We start from the raw sequence: 11343 nt of genomic DNA on the forward strand, positions 1-11343 counted from the left end.
GCGTTACTTGCCGTACTTCGTCTTCGCAGCGGTAACGCAGTTGTCCTTCGCCGTGCCGGACAGCGCGTCGCACTTTTCCTTCGCGACCTTGTAGTCGGCGTCGAGCTTGGTCTCGGCGGCGTCCTTGCGGGCGTCGGCGATCTTCTCGGTGGCCTGCTTGTTCGCGTCGGCGGTCTTTTCACCGGCCTTGTCGACGGCAGCGGCGACTTCCTTGTTCGCCTTCGCGTCGGCCTTGGCCTTCGCGAGGACGGCCTTGGCTTCCTTCACGCAGACGTCCTTGGCATTGCCCGACTGGTCGTCGCACTTTTCCTTGGCGACGTCATACATGGCGTCGGCCTTGGCAACGCGCGCGTCGTAGCGGTTCTTGTCCGTCGGCTTGTAGCTCGCCTCGAGTTCCTTCTTCGCGACGTTGTGCTTGCCCTTCTCTTCGGCCTGGCAGATGTCCTTCGCGTTGGCGCTCATGGGGGCGCAACGCTCCTTGGCGACCTTGTAGTCGGCGTCGATGCGGTTCTTCGATGCGTCGTAATCGGCCTTGGTCATGGCGAACGCGCCGAAGCTGAGTGCGCTGGCGACGGCCGCGACGATGATTTGGGTTTTCATGTTTATTCCTCTCTGTGTGGGTGGGTTACTGGAGCCAGTTTTCTTTGCGGCAGCGGGCTTCGAAATCGCTGATCTGCTTCTCGGCTTCGTCCTTGCCGATGCCGTAGGTTTCCTGCAGCTGGCCGGCGAGCTGTTCGCGCTTGCCGTTGATCTTGTCGAGCGAGTCGTCGGTGAGCTTGCCCCACTGCTCGAGCGCCTTGCCCTTGAGTTGCTTCCAATTGCCTTCGATGCGATCCCAGTTCATGTGCGTGGCTCCTAGTGAAAGTGTGTCGATGAGGCGCTGGGGCACGTCGGCCACACTGCGCGTAACACCCAGTTTGGGCGGGTGAGGGGTTTCCCACCGTCAGACGAATCGGAAAGCCCGGTGGGCGATGTCCTACGCGGCGGGGGACTCGGCGGGCTCCGCGGGTTCGGGGACCTTGTCCGCGGCGAGAAACGCCGCCGCGGGAGCGAATGCGGGCACGTGATCGCAGATACTTTTTACAATCGCGATCACGGGCGATGCGAGCACCAGGCCCCACGCACCCCAGAGCCAGCCGAGGAAGAGCATCACGACAAAGAGGAGCGTCGTGTTCACGCGCGAGGCCCTGCTCTGCAGCCACGTCATCAGCACCGTGCCGATCACGATCGAGATCGCAAGCGTCGTGCCCATGACGGCCAGGGCCATGCTGACCTCCCCGAACTGCAGGTAGGCCGCGGCCGTGCTGAAGCCCGTGATGATCGCCTGCCCGACATAAGGGATGAAGTGAAAGAGCGCGGAGAGCACGCCCCAGAGCACGGGGTTCTCCATCCCGAGCATCGCGAAGATCCCGGCGGTCGCGAAACCGATCAGCGCATTGGCCGCGCACACCGAGAGCATGTGGCGCTGGATCTGGCGGTCGATGTCATCGAGGATCCGCAGGATCACCTTGCGGTTGGTGAGCGAGGGGCCCACGACGGTGAGCATCTTTCGCTTGAACGTGTCGCCTTCGCTGAGCAGGTACGTTGCGAGCAGCAGCGCGAAGAGCGCTTGCCCCAGCAGGAAGAAGAAAGAGATTCCCTTCGCGACCATGTATTCCTGCAGGCGCGAGCCGACTGACGGCGTCGAGGATGGCGCCTGCGACGACGGCGCTCGTTGGCCCGTGGCCGCGGCTGCCGCCTTGTCGAGCTCGTTGGCCGCTTCGCGCACCTTTGATATAGCGGCGGGCTGTTCGGCGCGGCCGTCCTGGATCGCGACGCGCACGGTGCGCACCGCCTTGGGCAGGGTCTCGAGCAACTGCGTGGCCTCGTCGGCGAGCGAGTAGATGCCCCACGCACACGCGGCGGTGGTGATCCCGACGACGACGATGGAGGCCAGGGTCCGCGGCAGGCGGATCGAGACCAGGGCGTCCACGGCGGGACGCAACATATAAGTGAGCACGATCCCCACGAGCAGGGGGATGAAGAAGTCGTGCGCCACGTAGAGCAGGGCAATCGCGCCCAGGCCTGCGAGGATCCACACGGGCCAAAGCAGCTTGCGGTCGGTTTCCATGGCTGACATTGGAACGTTTTGCAAAAGACCGTCCCATCGGCGTTGTCCGCGCTCCGCTGTCAGCGGCTTCCTACCCGGGCGCGCGTGGGCGTCCGATGGTTGCCCATGGCCCCGGAACGTAATTTGGCTGCAGATCGGTCGAAACGTTCGGCCGAAGTCGAATGAAGGGAGAAGGACAATGACACCCATCCAACACCTGCTTGCCGCCGGCTTCGTTCTCTCCGTTTTCGCGACCGCCTGCGAGTACCGCCCGGAAACGACCGTGAAGTCGGCCGCGACCCGGACCGCCGTCGCGCCGAACCCGGCCGACACGGTCATGCAGCCCAACAACATGCCGCCGCCCGCGGCGCCCCAGGCCGGGCCGGAGTCGCGCGATTCGGCCGCGACCAAGCCGCTGGAAACGCTCACGAAGCCGAAGGAAAACACCGCCATGCCCGAAGCGGGTCATGGGAACAATCATTCCAGCCCCGCTTTCAAGAAGTCGTCGGCCGTCGTGCCCAAGGCACCGAAGGTCGCGTGGATCTAAGGAGAAGCACTGTGGTGAAACGAGCGATCTATCCGGCGCCGCAGCAACAGCGCCCACGGGCCTACCCATGAGTGCCGCTGAACGCGCATTCCGCGCGCCCGAGGGCGACGCAGAAGAAGGGACGTTCTCGCTGCCCCCGCTTCCCTGGGCGGCCGATGCGCTCGAGCCCGTGATTTCCAAAGGCGCGGTGGAGCTGCACCACCAGAAGCATCACCGCGGCTACGTGAAGAAGCTGAACAAGCTCGTCGAAGGTTCGCCGCTCGCGGAGCTGAGCCTCGAGGAGCTGATCCGCAAGACCGCGGCCGATCCCGACAAGCGCGAGATCTTCAACAACGCGGCCCAGGTGTGGAACCACACGTTCTTCTTCCACAACCTGAAGTCGCCGGGGCCGCGCAAGATTCCGGGTGCGCTGCAGGATCTCATCGCGGCCGAATTCGGCTCGATGGACAAGATGTGCGACGAGATCGTGAAGTTCGCGCTCGAGCGTTTCGGCAGCGGCTGGGCCTGGCTCAGCTTGCGCGGCCGGCACCTCGAGATCACGAGCACGCCCAACGCGGGCACCCCGCTCACCACCGACGTGACGCCCCTCATGGCGCTCGACGTCTGGGAGCACGCCTACTACCTCGATTACCACGAGCGGCGCGAAGCCTATGCGCGCGCGGTACTCACGATGGTGACCGACTGGGACGTTGTCGCGAAACGCGGGGGGTTGTAACAAACCTGCAAGGTTAGGCAAGAAACGTCACCGCCCGGGGGGGTACGGGGCGTAGAGTATTCTTCGGTTACGTCACCGGAGGATGCGCCGATGCAAGTCGAGGCCCTTTCCCGCTCTGCCAGTCCCGCCGCCGCGGTGCGACGCTGCCGCGTGCTGCTCGTCGAGGACAACGCTCGTCTCGCAGGTTCCATTCGCGACTACCTCGAGAACCACAACCTCGAAGTCTTCGTCGAAGGCGATGGCGCCGCCGTTGCCGAGCGCCTCGAGCGCCTGCGGCCCGACATCGTGCTGCTCGACCTCATGCTTCCCAACAAGGATGGCCTCACGGTCTGCCGCGAGATTCGCCGCTCCGACCGCACGCCGATCCTCATCCTCACCGCCAAGGGCGAGGACATCGACCAGGTGCTGGGCCTCGAAATGGGCGCCGACGATTACGTCGTGAAGCCCGTGGAGCCGCGCGTGCTGCTCGCGCGCATCGAAGCCATCCTGCGCCGCGCTCGTACCGCAGCTCCCGAACAACGCAGCGCGCGCATCGCCGCGGGCCGCCTGTCCATCGATGCCGGCCGCCGCACCGCCGCCGTCGATCGCAAGGCCGTCGAGCTCACCACCGGCGACTTCGACATTCTCTGGCTGCTGGCCTCGCGCCAGGGCAACGTGGTCACGCGCGACGAGATCCTTCGCGTCGTTCGCGGCATCGACTACGACGGCCTGGACCGTTCCATCGACGCGCGCATCTGCCGCCTGCGCCGCAAGCTCGCCGATGCGGGTGGCGCGGAGTCGATGATCAAGACAGTGCGCCTGCGGGGGTACCTCTTCACCGGCGAAGGCTGAGTTGCTCCGGCTTTTCTTCCGGCTCTACCTCTTCCTCATGCTGCCGGCGACGGCAGCATTTGTTTTTTTCATGTACGTCACCGACCAGGTGATGGCGCAACTGCATGCGGAACAGCAGCGCGCGCGCGCCGGACAGGCTTTCGACCGCGCCGAGCGCATCATCGGGGACACCCGCGTTCCTGATTGGCAGGGGCGGCTGAAGGAAATCGAGGCCACCTTCCGCGTCGAGCACCAGATCGTGCCGCTCGCACGCGCGCAGGATGACTGGTTCATGTCGAGCTCCGAGAAGGACCGGCTCGAGGGCGGCCTCATCGCGATGCGCGACCGGCCCGGAGGCGGCCAGGTCTACATGCGCAAGTTCCGCGACAACGACCGCGTGCTGCGCATCGAGTGGGTCGGGGCGTACGAATACATCGCGATCTACTACACGCTGATCGTCGCGCTCGTCACGCTTGCGATGAGCGTCATCCTCTATCGATGGGCGCGGCCACTGTGGCGCGACGTCGAGGCATTGAAGGCAGCGACCTCCCGCGTCGGACTGGGCGACTTCCACGTGCGCGCGGAGATCGCGAAGAACTCGATGCTCGAACCCATCGGCGCCGCGTTCAACACGATGGCCGAGCGCGTGCAGGCGCTGCTGCGCTCGCATTCGGATCTCGAGCAGAGCGTTGCGCACGAGCTGCGCACGCCGCTCGCGCAGCTCAAGTTCGACCTCGAGCTCGCGCGCAGCAGCGGCACGCCGCAGGAACGCGAGAACCGCTTCAAGGACATGGAGCGCGACGTCGTGGAGCTCGAGGAGCTGGTGAACGAGCTCCTGCTGCTCGCGAGCCTGCGCGAAGCGCCGCCCTACAAACCGAAGCAGATTGCCGCGAAAGCGCTGGTCGACGAAGTGATCCGCCGCGCGAAGGACGAGATGCGCGCCTCCGGCCACGAAGTCGCCATCGAGCCGCCGCGCCACCTGCCGCAGGAGTTCTCCTGCGATTCGAAGTACCTCTCGCGGGCACTCGCCAACGTGGTGCGCAATGCCGTGCGCTACGCGAAGACCAAGGTGATCCTCACCGTCGAGCGCTCGGGCGAGCGCACCATCATCAACGTCGACGACGACGGCCCGGGCGTGCCGCCCGAATCACGCGCGCGGATGTTCGAACCCTTCGCGCGAATGGAAGGCAGCCGCGACCGCGAGACCGGTGGCGTGGGGCTGGGGCTGGCGATCGTGAAGAGCGTGGCGGAGTGGCACGGTGGCGAAGCGAGGATTTCCGATTCGCCGCTCGGCGGCGCGAGGGTGTCGATCAGTTGGTAGGTCGTGGCAGAGGGTTTGTGAGGATTGGGTGTGTGTTTTTTAGCTATAACGTCAAACGTCATACCGTGTCACATTTCGCGAGCGACGCTCAGGCGTAGATCGACGAAGAAATGTGACACGGTATGACGTTTGACGTTATAGCTAAAAAACACACACCCAATCCTCACAAACCCTTCTTCGCCTTCGCTGATCGCTTCGCACTGACGCGCTTCGGCTTCGCGGCCTTCGCTTTCCCCGCCGCCTTCGCGGGCTTCGCCTTCACCTGCTTCGCCCTCACCCATTTCTCGAACTCCGCGGCCGGTAGCGGCGCGCAGAAGAGGTAGCCCTGGCCGGAGATGCAGCCGGCGCGCGCGAGGAACGCGAGCTGCTCGGGCTTCTCGATGCCTTCGGCCACCACGTCGAGGCCCAGGCCCTTGGCGAGGCCGAGGACGGCGGAGACGATGGCGGTGCTGCCGGTGGCCACGCGCGGCTTGCCGGAGCGGCCCGCGTCGATGTCCGCCACGAATGTCTTGTCGATCTTGAGCGTGTCCACCGCGAGGTGGCGCAAATGCGAGAGGCTCGAGAAGCCGGTGCCGAAGTCGTCGATCGCGATCTTCACGCCGAGAGCGCGCAGCTTCGAGAGCGTCGCACCGACACTTTCGAGGTCGCGCACCATGCTCGTCTCGGTGATTTCGAGCTGCACCCACGCGGCTTCGCAACCGGCGCGCGCGAGCAGGCGCTTCAGCACCGGGACGAGCGATGAATCGCGCAGCTGGCTGGGCGAGATGTTCACGCAGCAGACGATGTCGCCGAGCCCCGCGTCGCGCCACGCGCGCGCCTGGCGGCATGCGGTCTCGAAGACCCAGTTGCCGACCTCGTGGCCGAGGCCCGATTCTTCCGCGAGCGGCAGGAAGGTCCCGGGCAGCACGAGGCCGCGATCGGGTTCCTGCCAGCGCAGCAGCGCTTCGGCGCGCTTCACCGCGCCCGTCTCGAGGTCGACGATCGGCTGGTAGTAGAGCTCGAGCTCGCCGCGTTCGAGGGCGCGGCGCAAGCCCGATTCCATTTCGAGGCGACGGATGCGGCGCGCGGCGAGCTCCGCGGAATAGAGGCGGAAGTTGTTGCGGCCGAGTTCCTTCGCGGCGTACATCGCGGCATCTGCGTTCTTGAGCAGCATCTCGCCGTCGTTGCCATCCTCGGGATACACCGCGAGTCCGAGGCTGGCACTCACGTGCACCTCGTTGCCTTCGACGGAGAAGACGCGCCGTGCTTCGTCGAGCACCTTGCCCGCGATGCGCTCGTGCGTCTCGTTGCTCGGCAGGTCCTCGAGCACCATCACGAATTCGTCGCCGGAGATGCGCGCGAGCAGGTCCGACTGGCGAAGCGTGGCGCGCAAGCGGCGCGAGAGCTCCTTCAGCACGAGGTCGCCCACGCGGTGGCCGAGCGTGTCGTTCACGTCCTTGAAGTGATCGAGGTCGAGGAACATCACCGCCACGCGCCGCTTCGCACGCCGCGCGCGGGCAAGCGCGCCGTCGAGGCGGTCGTTCAACAGCACGCGGTTGGGCAGGCCCGTGAGTCCGTCGTGCGTTGCCATGAACTGCAGGCGCTCCTCGGCCTGGATGCGCGAGGACACGTCCTGGGCGAGCGAGAGCACGGAGATGACGCGGTTGGCTTCGTCGCGCAGGGCCGAGTTGTGCCACTCGACCCAGATCACCGAGCCATCCTTGCGATAGTTGCGGTTGAGGAGCGTTCCGTGGGGCTCGGCACCGGAGAAGAGCCTCGAGATCACGGCCTCGACGCTCGCCGCGTCCTCTTCGTAGACGAGGCGCCAGCTCTTGGCCGAGCGCCCCAGCGCTTCGGTGGCACTCCAGCCGAAGATCTGTTCAGCCTGGCCCGACCAGCGCACGACGCGGAAATCCGTATCCCACTCGATCACCGCGAGCGGCGTGTTGTCGAAGTGCGCCGAGAGCATCGTGTTCGTGCGGCGCAGCTCCTGCTCGACCATCTTCTGTTCGTGGATGTCCGAGGACGTCGCGTAGTGGCCGAGGAAGCGCCCGTCGGCATCGACGCGCGGCGTGAGGCGCACGTTCATCCAGCGCGTGCGGCCGTCGGCGAAGCGAATGAGGCGCTCGACCTGCAGGCTTTCGCCGGCGCGCACGCGCTCGAGGCTCGGCGAGAAGAGGCTCCAGCGGTCCTCGCCGAGGAGCTCGCGCACGGAATGCCCGATCACCTGGTTCGCTTCCAGCCCGATGTACGAGAGGAACGCATCGTTCACGTACCGGTAGCGGCCCTCGTGGTCGCAATAGACCATCGGCGTCGGAATGGAATCGATCACCTGGCGCAGCTCGCGCTCCTTTTCGGCGATCACCTGCTGCGCGACCTTCACGTCGTTGATGTCGATACTGACGACGTAGTAGCCCATCACGCGGCCGTCGTGGCCGTAGCGCGGCGCGATCGTGGTGCGGACCCATCGCTCGGTGCCGTCTGGCAGGCGATGGACGCGCTCGAAGCTGCTCGGCTCCCCCGAAAGGGCCGAGGTGATGTGCGGCCTCAGGAGCGCGAGCATCTCGGGCGGATACACATCCTCGGGGAACTTGCCCATCGCGAACTCGCGCGTGAACCCGCGCGTGGCGAGGAACACGTTGTTGGCGAACGTGCACCCCTTCTCGTTATCCATGTACACGATCGCTTCGGGGATGTTCTCCGCGAAGAACCGCAATTCCTCTTCCTGCGCGGCGATCGCCTCCTGCGCGGTCTTCAGCGCATGGATGTCGTGCCCGACGGAATACACGCCGAGCACGCGGCCTTCGGCGTCCTTCTGCGGGACGACCGTGACGTGGACCCAGCGATCCTCGCCACCGCGCTCCGCGAGGCGCTCGTACGTTCCAGGCTCGCCGCGTTCAAGGGCGTTCTTGAGGGTGCCCCCGTGGCGGTTCATGAACTCCTCGCCGAGCACCTCCTCGGTCGTGCGGCCGATGATCTCCTCGCGCGGCTTGCCGTGATACGTCGCGAATGCCTTGTTCACGTAGAGGTAGCGCCGGTCGGCGGCCACGTGGGCGATCGACTCGGGAATGTTCTCGGTGAAGAGGCGCAGCTGCTCTTCGGCAACGCGAATGTCGTGGATGTCGGTGCCGACGATGTAGTAGCCGTCGAACTCGCCCGCGGCATTGCGGATGGGAACGAGCCGCACGAGATGCCAGCGCGGCGGCTTGTCGCCGCTGCCCACGAGCCGCTCGTACTCGCACGGCTCGCCGCGCTTGAGACGCTCGATGAACGGCGCGACGTAATCCTTGGCGAGGTCCGGTCCCATGACGTCGCCGACGTGGTGGCCGACGATTTCCTCCGCGGGCAGCCCGCGCGTGCGCAGGAACACCTTGTTCGCGAAGCGATAGCGGAAATCGGGACCGACGAACGCCGTGGGGCCGGGCAGGTTCTCGGCGAAGTAGCGGAACTGCGCTTCCTGCGCGCTCAGCGCCTCGCGCAGCTTGTGGTCGTCGTCGATGTCGATGACGATCGCGTAGAGGCCCTGCGTCTTGTCCCGCGCGTCGACATCGGGCACGAGGTGCACGCGAATCCAGCGCTTGCGCCCGTCCGGTGCGGTGCCCTGGCGTTCGTAGACGACCGGCTCGCCGGCGAGCGCGCGCTCGAAGTGCGGCCGCACGAGGTCGATGACTTCGGCCGAGAAGACTTCGTCGAGCCGCTTGCCGATCACGTTCTCGCGCGTGCAGCCGGGCATCCAGTCGAGGCCCGGCTGGTTGGTGAAGACGAAGCGGCGCTCGGCGTCGATATAGGACATCGGCAGCCCGACGTTCTCGGTGACCGACTCGAGCTGGTGCGTGCGCTGCGCGAGCCGCGCCTCGGTGTCCTTCAGGTGCTGGATATCCATCAGCACCACGAGGGCCGCCGTCACGTCGTTGCCGAGCTGGACCGGGAAGTAGTGCGCGCGAACCCAGCGCCCAACGCTGGGGCCGTTGATCACTTCGCGGTCGAAGCTCGTGATGTCGCCGTCGGATGCACGCCGCAGCCGGACCCTCTGCGCATCGGCGAGCGGCTTGCCGAACACCTCCTCGGGGTTGCGGCCGAGGAAGCTTTCCATGGGGAGGCCGTAGAACCGGCAGTACGCCTGGTTCACGTAGTGGTATACCAACTGCGAATCGAGGATGCACACCGGCAGCCCGACCGAGTCGAGGCCGGGACGCAGGAACTCGAGCCGGGCGTCCTGTCCCGGTCCGGGCGTCTTGCGAGTCGTGTCCATGGCGTGCATTTTGAGAGGGCAGGGCGCTAAACTCTGTGCTGCACTGCACAGCGACCTGCCGCGATTCCCCGCTGCGGCTTTGCAACCGTAACGTACCTGCAAACCGGAAATCGCGCTGCTCCCATGAACCTGCACCGATTGCTCGAAGAACGCGAACGCGCGAAGCGCCCGGTGCGCGTGGTCCTCATCGGCGCCGGAAAGTTCGGATCGATGTACCTTTCGCAGGCGCGGCGCACGGCAGGAATCCACGTCCTCGCGGTCGTGGATCTCGATCCACCGCGCGCGCATGCCTCGCTTGCCCGCACCGGCTGGAAGGCCGAACGCTATGGGGCGCGCACGCTCGACGATGCGGCGAAGAACGGCACCACCTGCGTCACCGACGATGCTGCCGCTGCGATCGCGCACCCCGCAACGGAAGTCGTGATCGACGCCACCGGCAGCCCCGCGGCGGGCATCGCGCACGTGCTCGCGTGCTGTGCGAATCGAAAGCACATCGTGATGGTGAACGTGGAGGCAGACGCGCTCGCCGGTCCCCTGCTGGCGCGCCGCGCGCGTGAGGCGGGGATCGTCTATTCGCTCGCGTACGGCGACCAGCCCGCGCTCATCTGCGAGCTCGTCGACTGGGCGCGCACCGCAGGCTTCCGCGTCGTCGCCGCCGGCAAGGGCACGAAGTACCTGCCCGCGTATCACGCCTCCACGCCGCACACGGTCTGGGGCCACTACGGATTCAGCGAGGAGCGCGTGGCCGCGGGCGATTTCAACGCGCAGATGTTCAATTCATTCCTGGATGGCACCAAGAGCGGCATCGAGATGGCCGCGGTCGCCAACGCCACGGGTCTCACGCCCGCGCCTGGGGGGCTCATCTTTCCGCCCTGCGGCGTCGACGATCTTCCGCGCGTGCTGCGTCCTTCCGCCGAGGGTGGATCGCTTCATCACGCCGGCCAGGTGGAAGTGATCTCCAGCCTCGAGCGCGACGGGCGGCCCGTGTTCCGGGATCTCCGCTGGGGCGTGTACGTGACTTTCGCAGCGGAGCACGACTACGTGCGCCACTGCTTCAGCGAGTACGGCATCGTCACCGACGAAACCGGTGAATATGCCGCGATGTACAAGCCCTCGCACCTGATCGGGCTGGAACTCGGCATCAGTGTCGCGAGTGCCGCGCTTCGAGGTGAGGCCACCGGTGCGGCCACCGGGTGGCGCGGCGACGTGGTTGCAACCACCAAGCGCGCGTTGAAGGCAGGCGAGATGCTCGATGGTGAAGGCGGCTTCACGGTGTGGGGCAAGCTCATGAGTGCGAAGGATTCGCTCGCCGTGCGCGGATTGCCGATCGGGCTCGCGCACAAGGTGAAGCTGAAGCGCGCGATCGGTGCGGGGGCTCCGGTGAGCTGGGACGACGTGGAGTTCGATGCGACGGCGCAGGCGGTGAAGATCAGGAAGGAGATGGAAGCCGGTGACTATTGCTAGCGCGCGCGGAGACGTGCTGAAAGGCACTTTGCATTCGGCTGATCCACGGGATCATCCAATTGATACCCTGGATCACTTCATGGATCCCCTGGATCATTTGACTGATCCCGCGGATCAGCCGAATGCAAACGGGGATTTGCGGTGTAGCGCGAGTTGCACCTGAAGC

The 11343-nt window shown here is 66.0% G+C and carries 9 protein-coding genes; 5 read left to right on the forward strand and 4 right to left on the reverse strand.

Annotated features, from left to right (window positions below; all coding sequences use genetic code 11):
* Positions 1-3 precede the first annotated feature (3 nt).
* The 3 genes from DSM104440_RS01285 to DSM104440_RS01295 all read right to left on the reverse strand — a co-directional run bounded on the left by DSM104440_RS01285 (position 4) and on the right by DSM104440_RS01295 (position 2110).
* The gene (locus tag DSM104440_RS01285; protein WP_171160043.1) at positions 4-600 is read right to left on the reverse strand and encodes a hypothetical protein; all 597 of its coding nucleotides are present in this window, start codon (positions 598-600) and stop codon (positions 4-6) included.
* 25 nt (positions 601-625) lie between these two features.
* Entirely contained in the window at positions 626-844 is a 219-nt protein-coding gene (locus tag DSM104440_RS01290) for a CsbD family protein (protein ID WP_171160045.1), read from the reverse strand.
* A 132-nt stretch (positions 845-976) separates the two neighbouring features.
* Positions 977-2110 carry an AI-2E family transporter gene (locus tag DSM104440_RS01295; RefSeq protein ID WP_171160047.1) on the reverse strand — a complete coding sequence of 378 codons (1134 nt, stop codon included), beginning with the start codon at positions 2108-2110 and terminating at the stop codon, positions 977-979.
* Between the two features lie 178 nt (positions 2111-2288).
* On the opposite strand from DSM104440_RS01295, the gene DSM104440_RS01300 reads away from it, so the two are divergent.
* The 4 genes from DSM104440_RS01300 to DSM104440_RS01315 all read left to right on the forward strand — a co-directional run bounded on the left by DSM104440_RS01300 (position 2289) and on the right by DSM104440_RS01315 (position 5482).
* The gene (locus DSM104440_RS01300; protein WP_171160048.1) at positions 2289-2636 is read left to right on the forward strand and encodes a hypothetical protein; all 348 of its coding nucleotides are present in this window, start codon (positions 2289-2291) and stop codon (positions 2634-2636) included.
* Positions 2637-2703: 67 nt separating this feature from the next.
* Positions 2704-3351 carry a superoxide dismutase gene (locus DSM104440_RS01305; protein WP_171160050.1) on the forward strand — a complete coding sequence of 216 codons (648 nt, stop codon included), beginning with the start codon at positions 2704-2706 and terminating at the stop codon, positions 3349-3351.
* A gap of 90 nt (positions 3352-3441) precedes the next feature.
* Positions 3442-4182 carry a response regulator gene (locus DSM104440_RS01310; RefSeq protein WP_171160052.1) on the forward strand — a complete coding sequence of 247 codons (741 nt, stop codon included), beginning with the start codon at positions 3442-3444 and terminating at the stop codon, positions 4180-4182.
* Position 4183: 1 nt separating this feature from the next.
* Positions 4184-5482 carry an ATP-binding protein gene (locus DSM104440_RS01315; RefSeq protein WP_171160054.1) on the forward strand — a complete coding sequence of 433 codons (1299 nt, stop codon included), beginning with the start codon at positions 4184-4186 and terminating at the stop codon, positions 5480-5482.
* Positions 5483-5645: 163 nt separating this feature from the next.
* Here DSM104440_RS01315 and DSM104440_RS01320 read toward each other — a convergent pair whose 3' ends face one another.
* The gene (locus tag DSM104440_RS01320; protein ID WP_171160056.1) at positions 5646-9713 is read right to left on the reverse strand and encodes a sensor domain-containing protein; all 4068 of its coding nucleotides are present in this window, start codon (positions 9711-9713) and stop codon (positions 5646-5648) included.
* Between the two features lie 123 nt (positions 9714-9836).
* On the opposite strand from DSM104440_RS01320, the gene DSM104440_RS01325 reads away from it, so the two are divergent.
* On the forward strand, positions 9837-11177 hold the full coding sequence (locus DSM104440_RS01325; protein ID WP_171160058.1) for an NAD(P)H-dependent oxidoreductase: 1341 nt from the start codon (positions 9837-9839) through the stop codon (positions 11175-11177).
* The last annotated feature ends 166 nt before the right edge of the window (positions 11178-11343 follow it).

Origin of the sequence: Usitatibacter palustris, from assembly GCF_013003985.1 — a bacterium.
In the GTDB taxonomy this organism is placed as follows: Bacteria; Pseudomonadota; Gammaproteobacteria; order Burkholderiales; family Usitatibacteraceae; genus Usitatibacter; species Usitatibacter palustris.

Coding starts and splice junctions, on each gene's coding strand:
- DSM104440_RS01310 (WP_171160052.1), top strand. CDS start 3,442: ATGCAAGTCGAGGCCCTTTCCCGCTCTGCCAGTCCCGCCGCCGCGGTG.
- DSM104440_RS01290 (WP_171160045.1), bottom strand. CDS start 844: ATGAACTGGGATCGCATCGAAGGCAATTGGAAGCAACTCAAGGGCAAG.
- DSM104440_RS01295 (WP_171160047.1), bottom strand. CDS start 2,110: ATGGAAACCGACCGCAAGCTGCTTTGGCCCGTGTGGATCCTCGCAGGC.
- DSM104440_RS01305 (WP_171160050.1), top strand. CDS start 2,704: ATGAGTGCCGCTGAACGCGCATTCCGCGCGCCCGAGGGCGACGCAGAA.
- DSM104440_RS01320 (WP_171160056.1), bottom strand. CDS start 9,713: ATGGACACGACTCGCAAGACGCCCGGACCGGGACAGGACGCCCGGCTC.
- DSM104440_RS01285 (WP_171160043.1), bottom strand. CDS start 600: ATGAAAACCCAAATCATCGTCGCGGCCGTCGCCAGCGCACTCAGCTTC.
- DSM104440_RS01325 (WP_171160058.1), top strand. CDS start 9,837: ATGAACCTGCACCGATTGCTCGAAGAACGCGAACGCGCGAAGCGCCCG.
- DSM104440_RS01300 (WP_171160048.1), top strand. CDS start 2,289: ATGACACCCATCCAACACCTGCTTGCCGCCGGCTTCGTTCTCTCCGTT.